Origin of the sequence: Seonamhaeicola aphaedonensis (assembly GCF_003386195.1) — a bacterium.
GTDB classification, from domain to species: domain Bacteria; phylum Bacteroidota; class Bacteroidia; order Flavobacteriales; family Flavobacteriaceae; genus Seonamhaeicola; species Seonamhaeicola aphaedonensis.
The window spans coordinates 367919-384745 of sequence record NZ_QRDX01000003.1 but is presented as its reverse complement, the minus strand read 5'-3'; the positions used below and the strand labels follow the sequence as shown (position 1 = coordinate 384745).

The following is a 16827-nucleotide window of genomic DNA, read 5'->3' as shown; positions in this document are numbered from 1 at the left end:
TAAAATTTAAATTATGGTACTCACAACAACAGACTCTATAGAAGGTTATAAAATAGAAGATTATTTAGGTATTGTAACAGGAGTTTCTACAGATATAAAAAAGAAGTATTCTTTTCGTACTGATAAAAATTTAGAAATTACATCAGATATCATAAATAAAGCTAAAGAGGAAGCTTTTCAAGATTTAAAAACTAATGCTTTAAATTTAAAAGCAAATGCTATTGTTGGTATTAGTTTAGATGTAGAAACATCATCTGGTGTTTACTTTTTTGTTTCGGTTACAGGAACAGCTGTAAGAATAAGTCAGTAATTAATTTTTTTTAAAGTTTAATAATTAGGAATAATTCTTGATAATTTTACGTTTAAGGTTCAAATTAAAAAACATTATAAAATGAAATATCTATCAGTACTACTAATATCAATTTTCACTACCACCTTAGTTGCACAAAACTCTATAGAAAAAGAAATTGGAGAATTTAATGAACTTAAAGTTTATGATTTAATTAATGTAGAATTAATAGAATCAAAACATAATAAAGTTGTGATTACTGGAAAGAATACAGAAAATGTTTTATTAAATAATAAAAACGGAACATTAAAAATTAAAATGAATCTGAAGGAAATTTTTGATGGCAATGAAACCCAAGTAAAGTTGTATTATTCAAAAGTTGATGTGATTGATGTTAATGAAGGTGCTACAGTGACATCAGAGGATAACATAAAACAATTTGAAATAGATTTAAAAGCGCAAGAAGGCGGAAAAATTAATGTTAAAATTGATGTAACTTATGCTAATATTAAGTCTGTTACAGGTGGCATTATAGTTGCTACTGGAAAAGCTAAAAGTCAGGATGTATCCTTGTTAACAGGAGGTGTTTATAAAGGAGCTGAATTAAAAACCGATAAAACTGAGGTATCAATTAAAGCTGCCGGTGAAGCTCATGTTAACGCAAAGGAATTGGTTGATGTTAATATAAGAGTTGGTGGTGATGTATATATTTATGGAGATCCTGAAAAAGTGAATGAAAGCACTGCATTGGGAGGTAGAGTAAAACGTATGTAAAAAAGGTGGCTAATAAAAGCCACCTTTTTAAATCAACTTAAAAAGAACTACAACTAAAACCTAACAGGCTTTTTCATTTATAAATAACTATACTTTTTTGATTTATTTATTTTTCTAAAGAAATACCTTTATTTTTTTTATTGATAGAGAGTGTTTACTGTAAAACTTTGGTTGTTCATGCTTATCCCATAGTCCCCAAAAGGCACCAACATCGCCCTCAGAACCCACTTTCCAAGATTCATCAAACGATGAAAAATAGAATATATCAATATCATCTTCTTGAGACCAATGCTGGGTATTTATAAAATACTTCATGGCATTTTCATAAGATGGTAAAGCTCCATAAAGACCTTTACCTTCACTAGGCCAGCCAGTTTCTGTGATGATTACTTTTTTACCATTAGCAGCTTTTAAAGCTTGGTTATACATATCCTTCATATAAATGAGAGCGTATTCTATACTACAGCCTTCCCAATAAGGATAACAATTAGCTAAAATAATATCACATGTTTCCGTTATTTTAGGTCGTTGAGTAAATTCATAATAAGCATCAACATAACCAACAGGAACATTGGTGATTTTGCTTTTTACCTCTTGAAGGTATTTTATTAGTTCTTCTTCGGTAAGATCACCACGATACATAACCTCATTACCAACAGCTGCAATGTCTACATAACCATCTTTAGCAAGTTTTATTAAACCAGAAATTTCTTTGTTATTTTTCTTGATATCTTTCCCTAACCAAGCGCCTACCAATGTTTTTATACCATATTCTTTAGCTATAATAGGAATTAATTCATTGCCTTCGGTACAAGAAAACGATCGTATCCATTTGGTATAAGGTTTAATTATTTTTAAACGTTGCCTAATTTGTTTTTCAGTAATTTGATCGCCAGGTTTTTGACCTTCTTCATACGGACTAAAGCACAAGCCATGCATACCATTATTTAATACACGCTTAAAAATATTTTGTAATCCTTTAGCAGTTTTATTCTGAAGATGTCCTCCTGATAATGCAAGTATTTTATCTGCTCTGTATGACATAATTGTAAAGTTTAAATTCTATAGTTCACCTCTTCTGGCAACCAATTCTTCTTTAATTTCTCTAGCTTTTTCTTCTGTTAAGCTATAATTCCACATAACCCAAATGGCTAGTGCTGCAGTAACCGATGGAATAATTATATCTGCTATTCTTAAGCTATGCATAGTTTCTGCGGTTTGTACTGGTGCATCAGAGATGAAACCAACCAACTGTAACACAAGACCTCCTAAAAACAAGGCAATAGATTGCCCTATTTTTACCATCCACCAATAAATAGCGCCAAAAGTGCCCTCTTTACGAGGCATGCCATTTTCTAATTCATCCAAATCACAAACATCAGCCGTCATGCTCATCATTAAAGTAAAAAGACTTCCCATACCAAATGCTATCAGTGGTACAGGCATTAAGATAAGCCATGGTACTCCCTGACTAGTATCTATATTAAACCAAGACATTCCTAAACTCTCTAAAAATGGATTAATAGTTTCAAAAAAACTTCCAAGACCATTGTTTAACGATTGTGCAAGTGCTGTTTCATTAAATTTTTGATTGAGTTCTATATCAAACCCCCACCATTTTAATAGGTAGCCGATAATTGAAATTACGGTAGCTATTATAAATGCTTTACGCTTTCCTACCACATTAGCTATTCTTGATACAATGGGTATTACTATAAAAGCTGTTAACAATGCCGTAATGGTTGAAAACCATGCAGGCCAAGTGCCTGCAGCCTCATAACTGCCATTGTACATGTAAAAAACTATAATGTATACGCTGAATGCAGCAACCATTTGAAATCCATTGAATACCAAAAAAGTTGTAGCGCACAATTTTACAAAAGGCTTGTTTTTGGCGACTTCCTTAATACTTTTGAAAAGCTGAATGATATTCTTTCCCAACGTTTTTAGGTTTATTTCCTTTCTATTTTTTATAGATGATGAATCGATACCTTTGCAAAAAAGTGCTGGTAAAATTCCCAAAACAATACATACAAGGGCAACATAAACAGACATTTCACGGACACCTTCAGCTTGATTATTAAAGAGGTTGGGATCTGCTATAATTACCCAAAACCAAGGGACTATCATCCAAGCAATCTGCCCCATAGTATTCGCATAAGCCATAAGTCTAGTACGTTCGTTATAATCTGATGTCATTTCGTACCCCAACCCAACCAACGGCGTAGCATAAATAGTGTTTCCAATAATGAATAAGATTGAAAGAATTAAAAAGTACCAAAAATTGTATGTCTGCGAGTTGGTTTCATCCATTTGCCATAAAATCATGAATAGAATACCACTAGCTATAGCCCCAACTAGAATATAAGGTCTTCTTCTTCCCCATCTAGAATTAGTATTATCTGAAATAAATCCCATGATAGGATCTGTGAATGCATCAAACAGCCTAGGTAAAGCACCTAAAATTCCTGCATATAAAGGTTTCATTCCAAAACCCGTCAAGAGAAAAAACATAAAAAAGCTTAGTGCTCCAGGAAGCAGGTTCAAGACAAAATGACCAGAGCCAAACGCTGCTTTCTGAGCTATTGGAACTCTATCTTTTTTAGCTGTTTTATAAGTTGACATAATTTTTAAACTTTTGGAATTAAAATAGTTTGTATGGATTGAGCACTAATGGAAAACGTCATTGTGCTTTCATTTAAATTCAAGTTGATGGACTTGGATTCTTCACTTTCATTAAAGAGTACAACAACAATACTCTTGTTAGGATTTACTACTGCCGTTGCCATAAGTTGGTCATCAGATTTCTCTAATTCAATAACCTTTGCTCCAGGTCTTATATATTTACTAAAATGGACCATTATGTAGTATAATGGCGTAAAATAAACCTCATCTTTTTCAGGGTTTACAATTATGGGAGCAATACACCAGTTTTCGAACCAATTAGGGCCGCCTTGTTTATCTAGAACCATGTTCCAGTCTACCCAACCGTCAACCCAATTATTTAAGCATCCAATAATGTCTCTCGCATATCTATTAACAGGCGCATATTTTGGGTGTAAATATTTATCTTCTTCTGCAGCCCAGTCCCAACCCCAATCAGTGGCTTCTTTTTTCCAGTACCAAGCATCGTCTTTCCATACAGGAACTTGAGAGTCAATACAGCCTTCGGTTTCAATTAAATACTTATCAGGTGCTTTGTTGTGGGCATACTGTAAAGCTTCAGGAAACACTTCATAGGTACTCTCATACCAATGAATGGCCGTTCCATCAAAATATTTTGAAGACTCTTCATCTCTGTACATTTCATCTACCCATTCTTTAAGTCCTGCTCTATTTTGATCATAACCCAGAATAATTTTATCACTGTAACCATCTGCTTCTAATTTTGGCCCTAAATGGAACTGAACAAAATCGGTCATTTCTTTTGGAGAAAAATGCATACTTTCCCAGTTGTTACCATTTCCATGTGGCTCATTTTCTACTGTAAAACCCCAAATATCTATACCTTCATTTTTATAAGCTTCCAGATATTTTGAAAAAAATAAAGCCCATGTGTCATAATATTTTGGCAATAGTTTGCCACCAACCCAATGCTTGTTATCTTTCATCCACGGAGCGGCTGTCCAAGGTGATGCAAAAATTTTAAATCCATCTTCAGAAATTGCCATAGCATCTTTTATCATAGGGATGAGGTCACCTTTATCTTCTTCTATGGTAAAATATTCTAGGTTTTTATCATTTTCAACAGGGGTATAGGAATAATTGGTTAAAGAGAAATCGCAGGAGTTCATATGCGTTCTAGTTAAGGAGTAATTAGCTCCTTCTTTTGAAAAATAAGCTTTTAAAATAGTGTCCCTGTTCTTATTACTAAGCTGATTGAGCAAATAAGCCGAAGATTCTGTAAAAGCTCCTCCAAAACCAGTTATGGTCTGGAATTCTCTGTTGGGATTTAATTTAATTAATGAGACTGTTTCAGATTTTTGAAAATGAGTTATTCGGGTAAGTTTATTTCCTGCTTCAGAGGTTTCATAAACTTCAATATTCAATGTGTTGTTTTCATTGTTACAACTTGACAAAACTGCGATAGCCATTATTAGTGTTATATAATTGAGAGTTCTCATTAATTTTTTTTTGTGTTGGTGTATATGGTTTTGACTACGGCAAATGTTTCTTTTTTGTTTCTATCAATATCTACAATACCCCAATATTCCTCGTTGGGAGAACCGTCATAAGGAACACCACTGCTATTGGGTGCCCAACCACCAGGATCTTGGTGACTTGGGTTTCCTGCTTTCCACCAACCGTCTGTGAATGAAAATAGAGTAACACCAGAGCAGATATTGGTGTTATTAAATATGTTTTTTAAAATGTTTGCATTAGCATCAGCTTGAGCTTTTTCATTTATACCTTGTTTATAACCATCTTTAGCTATAGTCATATAGCTGTCACCTCCAGCTTCAGATAGATACATTGGTTTTTTACTTACAGTACTCCACTGGTTGTAAATATCCCCAGGATTGTCCCAACGGTATACATTCATGCCCCAAACATCAATATTTGGAGATGTGTTTAAAGCTAATGCATCGGGAAGTTCTCCATGAGCGGTTGTAACCGGATGATTTGTGTCATTGTCATGAATCATACCCGCTGCGTTATTCATAGCTTTATACCAATTTGTGATATTGCCTTCAAACCATTCGGGATGGTAGTTATATTCGTTTCCTAATTCCCAAAGAAGTATTGCTGGGTGGGTCTTGTATTTATTAACATAATCTATAAATGTTCCTGATTTAATATCAAAAAAACCTCCTTGATCATATCCAAAACCTATAATAATTTTGATATTGGCTTGATGTATATTATCTAAAATGTTAATATCATCAATAGGTGCATATACTCTAATAGTATTTATACCCGCCTCTTTCATCAATGCAAGGTCTTGGTCTAAAGTCTCAAAGTTTCTTTCTTTTTTACCCTTTGGAACAGGATGATAACATATACCTTTGATAAAGTAAGGTATATTGTTAACTAATATTTGGCGCTCGTTTACAGATACCTTGTTAAATTGTACTTCACTATTACATGAGACAAAAATTAACATAACGATTATAAATACTATTTCTTTTGATATCTTCATGGTTTCGCTAGTCAATGCGTTTGTAATTCATAGGTTACTGGAGGCGCAAGCACAGTTTCTTTAAGTATATTTATATTCCCATTAAATGTTTTTTTTATAGTTTGTCCATCTCTGGTTAAACCTTTAAATGCACCTTGGTCTACCAAGTTCCAAACAGCGTATTTGGCTTCACCTTTTAAGTTTATTAACCCAAAATGATTCTCAGAACCTTTGGGGTTTTTGGCATCTTTCCATTGCTCGTCAAAAGCTTCAAAATAAAAGCAGGAAATATTTTCTTTATTAGTCCATTCTCGCATTAGCTTGTAATAGCGCCCCGATTTATACTCATCAACAGCTCTTGATCTGGTTTCTCCATAATGCCCATTAGAAACCGTTGCCCAACCCGTTTCGCCAATATGTATGGGTTTGTTTACTCCTAAACTTTTCATATAATTTGTAACACTATCATATTGTTTTTTGGCAAATTCCAATGAACGTTGCATTGCAGATTCAATCTTTTTATCATCAGATAAGTTTATTTCATCTTCAGGCACTAACCAAAAAGCAGGATTGTAATGTGTGTTATGCATGGGATACGTATGCATAGAAATATAATCTACCGCCTTTATTAGTTTATTTAAATCTTCAGTATGATAGCTTTGATCTCCACCTCCCCATGAAGCAAAATCGTCTGAACTTGTTATCCACAAATCTTTTGGCAGTTTATCGTTTGCCTTTAGGTCTTGTAAATGATTTACCCATTTTAGAATAACACTAGGTTGTACATAATAGCTAGTAGCCCAATGTACCATGGCTTCGTTACCTACAGCTAGAATTTTTACAATGTCGGGATATTGATTGGCCAATAAAACGACTCGGTCAATTTCTTCAACATTTTTTTCACTTTCGATATTGTGATCCGGTTCTAATTCTGTCCAGGCATTTTTACAATCTATCCAGGCACCAAGCATAACGTACATTTCGAAATCGGCATCTTCCTGCTTTAATTCCCTAATAGCTCGTAATACATTGGAGGCATGTGGTAATTGAACATTATAGGTGCGCAATATTTTAACCCCCATAGCTTGAAGGATTTTCATATCCTCTTTTAATTGAGCTATTGTGGGCTGATCATCTCTTGAGGTTGTTCTATAGCCGCCATAAGAAATAGCTAAATATTCTGGGTTACCTAAAATGTTTGCAGCCGTCATGTTTTGTTGTTTGTATAGTGTTTTATTTTCTTTTTTTGGTTCATTTTTGCATCCCATCATTATAATTGAAAGGATTAACACTTGTGTTATTTTTAAAAGGTGTTTCATTAAAAACACTTATTTTACAATAGATACTTCAATTTGTTTTATAGTTCCAGTACGTTCAAATACTTGTTTAGAGGTGTTTTCATCAAGTATTAATCTATCCTGTTCTAAAACAGAATCGTCATTGAAGATTATTTTTAGATTTTCTACTTCCGATAGTTTGTAAACTACAGGTATTTGACAATAAGTAAAGCACAATGTTTCTTCACCTAAGCTGATTTGCTTTTCTTCCTTGTTAACATTTATATAGTGGAATGTTTTAGGAGCAGTAATAAATTCTTCTTTACGTAACAATTTTGGGTTAAAATGGATTTTCCCATCTTTTACGAAAGTTCCCAACTCACCTATTCTACAAAGCACATCTTCTTTTACTTGCCCGGTCATTCCGGGTTGTTGTGCACCTTTGGTAGCAGGCGTATGGGAATAGGGATCTGTTGGGAAAGCACCGTAAAGTTCTGGTGATTTATGAACCCCTATACCTGCTTGAATTTCGTAATAGTGCTCTAATAACCTACCGATGGTCTCCTCACTTTCTTTATTATTAATGGCTAGCAAGCAATTTTCTTGAACAGCCAATAATAATTTTGAAACCATATGCCAATAAATAGAACCAAGCCCTTCATAGCCAAAGAAGGTTCCTGAGCGTCCGGTGAAGGCTTTATGATTAAAAACTTTTTCAAAAACATCTAACACCAATTGGTTTTCATCATCTTTTAATGACTTATATTGTTCGGGGAGTTCATTAAGCGCCTTTTTTAAATCGCTGGCGTTGTTAAAATTACCATTGAAATGGTAATGTCCTTGAACATCTTTTTCAACAATTTGTGTGTTTTTATTCTTTATTAGCTGAGAAAGGAGTGCTGATTTTTCAACCTCTTTTTTAGAAATGTTATTCTTAACCTCAAAACCTGGTAAGTTTTTATTTGGATATAAAATGTAGCTGTATTGATCATGCCTGAATAAGGCACTGTTTTTTAACCCATCCAATAAAGTCAAAGATGCTTTTGGCGATAAATATCCAGAACTTAATACGGCCACTTGACCTTCAAGCATTTCAGGTAAGTATGAAATTGAAATTTCAGAGTCGTTCTCAACAGTCATTAAATTATAAGCATGGTATAGATTATCAGCTCTTTTATTAGCCCTAATACTGTGCTCTAAATATTGTTTTGTGATCTTAATAAAATCTAAGATGTTGTTTTTATTAATGGTTAGTTTTTTATTGGAGAATCCATGATTATAAATGGTTTCCCTATATGTGCTTCCGGCGGTACCCAAACCATCTAAAACAATCTTTCTGTCCTTATTTGATATGTTTGCTGAAAGTATACTTTTGTTCGATGTTAACGCAAGTAAAATACCATCAAAACAAGCTTTTAATTCCTTTGAAATAGCAACTTCATTTAGATTAGAATTGGCAATTAGACCTTCAAGATAATTTAGAAAACGCTCTAGATAATATAATGTAACCATAGAGACACCGTTGCCTACTAAAGCATTGTTGGCATCATTCCATTCTGGCCGTTGTGTGTTTAACCAAATGCCGCCCTCTGGAATGAAATTACATACTTTTGCAAGTACAGTGGCTAATATTTTTTCTATGAAATTTACATGATAAATATTATTATCCTTACTTGTTAATAAAGCAGCATCTGCCCCCAATACTTTTTTCCGTTTGTTGATGTTTTTATCTAATACGTAATCAAAGTCTATAGTATCTTTTGGGTTGACTAAGATGTTTTGATAAGATTTTATTTTATAGGGTACATTGGCATAGACAAATACATCCTTTTCGAAAAGGGTTTCCAGTTTTCCAGGATAATAGTCTTCAATAAACTCTAAGAATTTTAAAAGATAAATAATTTGATGGTCACCCCAATAACCTATGTATGACCAAGGATCGTGTTCTTCAATGACTTCCCAATCAAACCCGTCTTTAGTTACACGGTATGGATTGTATCCATCAAACGTAGTGGCATTCAAAAACTTATGAATCATACTTTCAATAAACTCAGGATATGCATGAGCTAATGCCTCCCAGTTTTGAAAAATATCGCGCCAGTTACCCTGATAATCTAAAATTTTTGAACCGTCAATTTCGTTTCTTGTGTTAATTGAGAATTTGTTCCAAGGCCTACTTGGGTCACCATGACGTCTACTAAATTTCAAAGGAAGATATTCTAAGCATAGGCGAGCAAAATCTTTATCATTGTTAGATTCTGCTAATTGTTTAATATCTTTTAGGCTAAAAGTATCAGGTAGCGCGTTCAAAATACTTTCTTGGGTATTAGAAACCTGAGTATTAGCTCTCGAAATGTATTTTAAAAAATCTCCCTTTTCAATTTGATAGTTGTCATCAAAAATACCGCCTCTCATGATGTTGAAAAGTGTATTGGCAAAATGGCGGGTGTTTGTAAGCGCATCATTAGTTATTTGTAGACCGTCTGACGCTCCCGTTAAACTTATTAGGTTTTTGGTGCCTTGTTGAATATCTCTTTCAACAATCTCTTTTAGGTTATCAGTATTCTCGATGAGTTCTGATAGTTCTACTACGTTAGTGATAGACTGGTTAACATTAGCTACAAAGTTCCATGACTTTGCTTTTCTAGGTTCTAAGGTTACTGAAGCATGGACAAAATAAGCACCTTTTTCGGCTTTAATATCTTCTTCCTGATTCAAAGGCAAACCTTGTCTAAAGTTATCCAATTGAAGCGATGATAGTAAGTAAACAGGATTTTCCAGTCCAAAAGACCAAACGGTATTGGCTTTTAAGGCTTCACTAGGTTCCGCTTTATCTACTATAACAGCACTAAGGGCATAAATACCTATCCCAGCTTTAGAATTTAATTCGTTTCTTTTGTAAGCATCTACCAAATTGCTTCTGGAGTTTTGAAGCTCTGTACCTACACTAGCCGGAATGATGTTTTGTAAACCGTCTAAAATAGTAATGTTTACTTCTTTATCATAATTATTAATAATGGTTGATTCTTTTATAAAACCAAATTTGTTACTGGAACTCCATTTATACCTATAGGTTAACCCTAAATCTTCATTAATCTCTTCAAAAATGATTTTATTCCCGTATGTGTTTTTGTAAAGATTCTGATGTGTGGTATAAAGCCCCATTTGCCGAATAGAAAAAGGCTCCCATAAATGCGTTTTATTATTTATCGAAACTCTAAATATTGCTTTACTTCCAGTGCTATCAACAGACTCTGTAATCTTATCGTCGGTATAATAAGGAAACAACGCAAAATCACTATTTTTTCTACCAGCAGTTAAGCCTCCATTACTGGATATGAACATCCAATGGTTAGAATCTGAAACAATACTCATAAAAAATGGACGCATAAGATGACTATTGGAAATTTTATAATATTCCTCATTTCCAATAGTTACCAAGCCTCCTTTAACAAAGGCATCGTTAGTGATTTTTTCTTTTTCTATATATGTTGTGCTACTCATGTTTATATTAATTTTATTATAAATAGCTGACGTCAAATAGCTAATTTTGGACATCAAGAAGGGAACTATGTGGAAGTAGTATCCCTACTTGAATCCTGTCAACTAAACTACTATTGATAAACTCTTACATAATCTATTTCCATAGTGTCCTCTGTAAAACCTGAATCTACGGTGCCTCCTAAAGTTCCTCCCATGGCCACATTTAAAATCAGAAAGAAATTTTTGTTAAAGGGTAAACTTTCATTCAATGTTATTTCATAGAACTCAACATCATCTAAAAATATCTTTATGAATGTTTCTGTCCACTCCATAGAATACACATGAAACTCTGAGGAAGCATTAGAAATGTTGCTTTCAAGTCCATAACTTGCATTACTACCATTATTAGACCAATGGCAAGTACCTAAAACTTTGTTTTTGTTATCGCCTGTTTGTTCCATAATGTCAATTTCTCCGCACACGGGCCACCCTACGGTGTCTATATTTGAACCCAATAACCAAATTGCTGGCCATGTGCCTTTAGAGGCTGGTAGTTTGGCTCTCACATCAACTTTACCATAGGTAAATTCAAACTTGCCTTTGGTTATTAATCTAGCAGAAGTATATTGCGCTCCCTGATAACTCTCCTTTCTTGCACTAATTTTTAGAACGCCATCTTCTACTTTCACATTTTCAGATCTATCTGTATAGTGCTGTAATTCACTATTTCCCCATCCACATAAGTTTGGACAACCATCGCCAATATCAAATGTCCATTTAGAAGCATTAGGCATTCCATTACCATCAAATTCGTCTGACCAAATTAATTGAGGACCAGATGCTTTAACAAATACCTTAATAGATTTAAATGTACTTATAGTTTGATTGGTGATTGAATATGCAAACACTGTAATTAGGTATTCGTTAGTACCTGTAGTTGAAAAAGTGTGTTGTATTGCTCCATCGGTATCTTCAATTTCAGCTTCACTACCAAACTTGAAGCCATACTTTACAGCATTGGTTGCTGAGGCAGTACATTGGATAACTCCAGAACCATCTCCGTTAGGATTATTATTATCAGTTCCAACAACATTAATAGTTAAAACTAAATTGGTCGGCTTGATTATTTCAGGATCATTGAGAGTTATATCTGCATCTTCTCCACTAGAACATGAGGCTATTAAAAGTAAAACCAGAGTTATATTGAAAATGTATTTTAGATTCAACATTATAATAAAGCCGTTAGTTAGTTTGAAGTTGTTGAATAAAAGTACCGAAGCTCAATCTTGTAGCTTCGATACTTTTTTAGCTATTAATCGTTAGGGTTGTCTGTTTGGTATAAACAATACCAAGCTCTAGGGCCCTCTTCTATTCTAACATATAATTCATTTTCTGTTATTGTAATAATTTCTAATCTACCAGAAAGTTCTTCACCAACATACCAGCACATAAACCCACCATCTGAGATATTTATAGTTGTTCCTCTATACTCAGGGTTAGTAGCGTCTTCTGTCGCTATAGAAGATGAAGGAGTAAACATTACTTCTTTAACACCAACTAATGTAGGAGCTACATCTGTACCATGACAAGTGTCTCCGTCAACACCTATAGAACCAGCATAATCACCAGGTGTATATGCTATATCTTTTAATTGTTCAAAAGTTACTTTACCATCGGCAGACTGTGTAAATACAAATTCAGCATCATACATACATAGTTTATCAGAATGCCATGCGTTTGATCTAAACCAAAAATCATAGGTGTGTTCGCCTCCAGACATGACATCGTTTGGACCCAACCCAATATTGCCTGGTTTATCTGCTGCCCAATACCAAGTTTTGCTGTTGCCAGCACCTCCTGTTAAGAAGTTTTTGGCTTCTTCGTCTTCAAAAGAGCTAAACACATCTATATTCATAGAATGGGTTGTTGTAATTCCACCAACACCAGAAGCCATTACGGTTACCGTATAGGTGTTCACATCTGTAAGGCTAAATTGATGGGTTATATTTCCCGAAGGAGAAACAGCAATCTTAGAACCGTCTCCAAAATCATATCTAAAGGTTATGGCACCATCTGCTGATGCTGTGAAATTAACAAATCCACTACCATCTCCATAAGGGTTATTAGCATCAACACCAACAATTTCTGCGCTCATAGTAACATTACTTGGCGCAATAATATCTCCTACAACTCCTTCATCGTCTTGACAACTATTTATTAATAGAGCAAGAGATAAAACTATTCCTAATTTGATTTTTATTTTTTTCATAATCTTATTTTTAATTGTGGAAATAAATATTATCAACATACACGGTTGCACTAACACCTGACGTGTCCCAAATTAGCTGTGTAATATTTGAGAAATCTAAATTATAATCAGACAATGGAATAGTAACGCTAATCCAAGTTCCTGTAATTACTTCAGGTAAGAAAACAATATCTTCTTGTACAGGATCTAATGCCGTATTAACAATTTTAAAACCAAGTGTTGTTGCATCTGGAGTGTAATAGTCAAAATGTAGATACTTAACTCCAGTTAAGTCGGTAGGATTTCCATAATCTGTTACAATACCAGAATAATTTAGAGATTGATACAACCAAATATTGTCTCCAGAAACACTGAAATCTGATAAAGTAGTTGTTTGTCCCCAGTTAGGATTTACTTCATTGAGAGTAACCCCAGTATATGCATCACTATAAATTGAAATGACATCATTCTGTGCTATTGTTGGTACTGGTGCTATTACTTCTGGTTGTGAAGAAGCATCAGAATAAAAATATAAATTATCTATATAAACTTTTGCACTACCTCCGGCGGTGTCAAAAAGTAATTGTGTAACAGCAGAAGCATCAATGTCAAATCTGCTCATAGGTATTGTTACACTAACCCATGTACCTCTCACAATATTTGACACAAATTCAACATCTTCTTGTCCAACAACGGTATTGACAATTTTTAAACCTAATGCTTCAGCATCTGGGGTGAAATAATCAAAATGCACATAGTCCATACTAGATAAATCTGTAGGATTACCATAGTCCGTAACTATACCAGTATAATTCAAGGCCTCATATAACCAGATATTGTTACCATTTATATCTACAGGCGTCAATGTTGTTGTTTGTCCCCAATTTGGATTCAACTCACTTATTCCAACATTGGTATAACTATCACTAAAAATAGAAACTACATTAGCCGAATTTTGAGTGGGGGATGGCGCATTATATTCTGGAACTTCAGCAACAGTTGAAGGTTTGTAGAAATAAATATTATCTATAAACACGGTTCCAGCAGCCCATGGATCTCCAACGAATTTTAATTGGAAAATTTCGGTTACTGTTAGTCCCTGTTCTGTATAATCGGTTATTGGAATATCTAAACTCGTCCATTCACCAGCAGTTAAATCGCTCCAAACAGGTTTTTCTGTAACATCTCCAGAGGCATTATTGATCAGGGATGTTTCAATTCTAATGTTCTCGTCTGCCGTCCAAACATCTAAGTGAAGGTATTTCATTCCTGAAACATCAATTGAAGTTCCATCAGCTAACTGTACACCCTGATAACTCAAATTGATATACTGTAACATTTTATCTCCATTTAGGTCAAATTCAGCCCATGAACTACCTTGCCCTCCTTGTCCCCAGTCTGGAAAAAAGTTAGTGCCCGGTACATCATTATACTTAGTACTGTACAAAGAAATTACATCTGTTTCCTCACGATTAGGCGGTTCAGGTGCTGATGCAATTGGCTGTAGAATTTCGGTTACTGTAAATTCTTCAGTATATTCAGTAGTTTCAATGGCAGCTCCCATTACCACAACTCGAATGGTATAGGTTCCAGGTTCTTGGTAAACATAAGAAATACTTTCACCAATGTTTGCACTTACAGGATCATCAGTACCCTCTTCTCCAAAATAAACATCATAGGAAATGGCAAAATCAGCATTGGCAGTAACATTTACTTGTTTTGATACAGCCATATCATTTTCTATGGTTACGTTAACATTTTCAGGAGCCTTGAAAGAAACCTCTAAGTTTTGAGTAGCTTCTGTTTTTAGACCAGTTATCCCAACAGCTTCTATATTAACTACATAATTGCCTTCAGCATAGGTGTGCGTAACACCGTCTCCCTGAACCACATTTGCAGGTTCTGCCGTGTCATCTCCAAAAGTAATGTTGTAATGAGCCGCACCAATAGCATTTGGTGTGATAGTTACCACCCCAGTGTTGTCTTGAGTTACTTTGAATACCGCAGAAACCTCTGTAGGCGCCACAACTTCATCAACAAAACTCAAATCGTTATCATCTTCAGTACAGCCAATCAATAATGTAAAAGCCATACTTAAAACGTATATATATTTTAATGTTTTCATATTCATAATTTTTTATTTTAATATCCTGGGTTTTGCGCCCATCTGTTACCCGACAATTGAATTTCTTCTATAGGTATCGGAAATACTTCATGTTTTCCAGCTACAAACCCTTCAATTTCTTGTGCTGCTCTACCTGTTCTTACTAGATCGAAAAAGCGATGGCCTTCACCAACGAGCTCTACTCTGCGCTCTTTATAAATATCGTTAGTCAAATTAGTCCCCGTAGTTGAAACGCTTGGGAGCAGAGCCCTGTTGCGAACCTGATTAAGATAATCTTGAGCTCTAGTGTCACTTATACCTCCTCTATTAAGCGCCTCCGCAGCCATTAGTAAAACATCTGCAAACCGGATTTCTCTATAGTTGTCTGGGTTGGTTAAAGCAGCATCTGCAATATCTAAATCCCCCTTTCTTGCAATATATTTTCTATTAAAATAACCTGTTTGCTCATATCCAGCAGTTTCATTGTAAGAAGAGCCAGGGTTATCTAGAATATATTGTTCTATATCCAAAATGGAAGTTTCATATCGTAAATCACCAGGCTCAAAAGCATCTACCACTTCTTGAGTGGGAACATTAAAACTATAACCTGCATCAAATTTTCCGGTGGCATCAACAAAATCTCTAGGGCCATTAAAGTAAGTCGAATAGTTTCCTTCCAAACATTGGAAACACTCGAAACTTCCTCCATCAACATCTGAATATTGAATTTCAAAAACAGATTCAATGTTGTTTTCCCAATCACGCTCAAACATGTTTGGATATTCAGCAGATGTTAATAATCTGTGAGGGCCATTATTAATTAAATCTTCCAAAACATTAGCTGCTTCAGCAAATTTATCTTGATAAAGATAGACTCTACCTAAAAGTCCTTGGGCCGCTCCTTTGGTTATTCTACCAGTTTCATTTTGAACATAAGGAAGATTAGCAGCAGCGAAAGTTAGATCCTCTTCTATGAGGGCATAAACTTCTGCTTTTGGGGTTCTATCAATTGTAAATTGGTCACCAAACTGAATGCGTTTGTCCACAAGCATAGGCACATCACCCCACCATTTCACCAAAGTAAAATTGTAATAAGCTCTTAAAAATCTGGTTTGAGCCAGCACACTTGTCTTATTGGGGAAATCGGTTTTATCCTTAAATTCCATAATATAATTGCAGCGGTTTACTGCTTCATACATCCATTGCCACATCGTTCTTAATCCACCATCCCCTTGTCCGACAGGTGTATGAATCATATCATCAATTTGTTGAATATAAGGAGAGTCTGTGGCGCTTTCTCCTCCACATAGGGTATTATCGGAGGCTATTTCAGCAAATTGATAAAACTTCGACATTGTTTGTAAATAGTCATAAGCAGCAACCAACGCTAGTTGATAGTCGTTTTCTGAATTAAAAAATTCTTCAGAGTTTTCGTCTTCTGAAGCAACATCTACAAAATCATCGCTACAGGAAAATACCACTAAGGATACTAACAGTATGTATATATATTTTAAATTTTTCATATCTCTTTTT

The 16827-nt window shown here is 34.6% G+C and carries 12 protein-coding genes; 2 read left to right on the top strand and 10 right to left on the bottom strand.

Annotation, left to right across the window (positions count from 1 at the left end; genetic code table 11):
- Positions 1-13: 13 nt before the first annotated feature.
- On the top strand, positions 14-310 hold the full coding sequence (locus tag DFQ02_RS07440; protein ID WP_116523784.1) for a heavy metal-binding domain-containing protein: 297 nt from the start codon (positions 14-16) through the stop codon (positions 308-310).
- 81 nt (positions 311-391) lie between these two features.
- Positions 392-1063 carry a head GIN domain-containing protein gene (locus DFQ02_RS07435; RefSeq protein WP_116523783.1) on the top strand — a complete coding sequence of 224 codons (672 nt, stop codon included), beginning with the start codon at positions 392-394 and terminating at the stop codon, positions 1061-1063.
- A 114-nt stretch (positions 1064-1177) separates the two neighbouring features.
- On the opposite strand, the gene DFQ02_RS07430 is transcribed toward DFQ02_RS07435, so the two are convergent.
- The 10 genes from DFQ02_RS07430 to DFQ02_RS07385 form a co-directional block, all read right to left on the bottom strand.
- A complete protein-coding gene (locus DFQ02_RS07430) occupies positions 1178-2107 on the bottom strand; it encodes a glycoside hydrolase family 17 protein (protein ID WP_116523782.1) in 930 nt (309 codons plus the stop codon).
- Between the two features lie 18 nt (positions 2108-2125).
- On the bottom strand, positions 2126-3688 hold the full coding sequence (locus DFQ02_RS07425) for an MFS transporter (protein ID WP_116523781.1): 1563 nt from the start codon (positions 3686-3688) through the stop codon (positions 2126-2128).
- 5 nt (positions 3689-3693) lie between these two features.
- On the bottom strand, positions 3694-5187 hold the full coding sequence (locus tag DFQ02_RS07420) for a glycoside hydrolase family 30 protein (protein ID WP_116523780.1): 1494 nt from the start codon (positions 5185-5187) through the stop codon (positions 3694-3696).
- A complete protein-coding gene (locus tag DFQ02_RS07415; protein ID WP_245940219.1) occupies positions 5187-6203 on the bottom strand; it encodes a glycoside hydrolase 5 family protein in 1017 nt (338 codons plus the stop codon). The genes DFQ02_RS07420 and DFQ02_RS07415 overlap by 1 nt, the downstream gene beginning before the upstream one ends.
- Positions 6204-6214: 11 nt before the next feature.
- Positions 6215-7501, bottom strand: coding sequence for a glycosyl hydrolase family 17 protein (locus DFQ02_RS07410; RefSeq protein ID WP_116523778.1), 1287 nt, complete (start codon positions 7499-7501; stop codon positions 6215-6217).
- Between the two features lie 9 nt (positions 7502-7510).
- A complete protein-coding gene (locus DFQ02_RS07405; RefSeq protein ID WP_116523777.1) occupies positions 7511-10963 on the bottom strand; it encodes a hypothetical protein in 3453 nt (1150 codons plus the stop codon).
- Positions 10964-11073: 110 nt separating this feature from the next.
- Entirely contained in the window at positions 11074-12171 is a 1098-nt protein-coding gene (locus DFQ02_RS07400) for a glycoside hydrolase family 16 protein (protein WP_116523776.1), read from the bottom strand.
- Between the two features lie 83 nt (positions 12172-12254).
- Positions 12255-13211, bottom strand: a complete 957-nt coding sequence (locus DFQ02_RS07395; protein ID WP_147297745.1) for a PKD domain-containing protein — start codon at positions 13209-13211, stop codon at positions 12255-12257.
- A 10-nt stretch (positions 13212-13221) separates the two neighbouring features.
- Entirely contained in the window at positions 13222-15315 is a 2094-nt protein-coding gene (locus DFQ02_RS07390; protein WP_147297744.1) for a hypothetical protein, read from the bottom strand.
- 17 nt (positions 15316-15332) lie between these two features.
- Positions 15333-16817, bottom strand: coding sequence for a RagB/SusD family nutrient uptake outer membrane protein (locus DFQ02_RS07385; RefSeq protein ID WP_116523773.1), 1485 nt, complete (start codon positions 16815-16817; stop codon positions 15333-15335).
- Positions 16818-16827 lie beyond the last annotated feature (10 nt).

What these genes read in the sequence shown, in the direction of transcription:
- DFQ02_RS07385 (WP_116523773.1), bottom strand. Translation starts at nt 16,817, where the DNA reads ATGAAAAATTTAAAATATATATACATACTGTTAGTATCCTTAGTGGTA.
- DFQ02_RS07390 (WP_147297744.1), bottom strand. Translation starts at nt 15,315, where the DNA reads ATGAAAACATTAAAATATATATACGTTTTAAGTATGGCTTTTACATTA.
- DFQ02_RS07440 (WP_116523784.1), top strand. Translation starts at nt 14, where the DNA reads ATGGTACTCACAACAACAGACTCTATAGAAGGTTATAAAATAGAAGAT.
- DFQ02_RS07400 (WP_116523776.1), bottom strand. Translation starts at nt 12,171, where the DNA reads ATGTTGAATCTAAAATACATTTTCAATATAACTCTGGTTTTACTTTTA.
- DFQ02_RS07420 (WP_116523780.1), bottom strand. Translation starts at nt 5,187, where the DNA reads ATGAGAACTCTCAATTATATAACACTAATAATGGCTATCGCAGTTTTG.
- DFQ02_RS07435 (WP_116523783.1), top strand. Translation starts at nt 392, where the DNA reads ATGAAATATCTATCAGTACTACTAATATCAATTTTCACTACCACCTTA.
- DFQ02_RS07425 (WP_116523781.1), bottom strand. Translation starts at nt 3,688, where the DNA reads ATGTCAACTTATAAAACAGCTAAAAAAGATAGAGTTCCAATAGCTCAG.
- DFQ02_RS07405 (WP_116523777.1), bottom strand. Translation starts at nt 10,963, where the DNA reads ATGAGTAGCACAACATATATAGAAAAAGAAAAAATCACTAACGATGCC.
- DFQ02_RS07415 (WP_245940219.1), bottom strand. Translation starts at nt 6,203, where the DNA reads ATGAAGATATCAAAAGAAATAGTATTTATAATCGTTATGTTAATTTTT.
- DFQ02_RS07430 (WP_116523782.1), bottom strand. Translation starts at nt 2,107, where the DNA reads ATGTCATACAGAGCAGATAAAATACTTGCATTATCAGGAGGACATCTT.
- DFQ02_RS07395 (WP_147297745.1), bottom strand. Translation starts at nt 13,211, where the DNA reads ATGAAAAAAATAAAAATCAAATTAGGAATAGTTTTATCTCTTGCTCTA.
- DFQ02_RS07410 (WP_116523778.1), bottom strand. Translation starts at nt 7,501, where the DNA reads ATGAAACACCTTTTAAAAATAACACAAGTGTTAATCCTTTCAATTATA.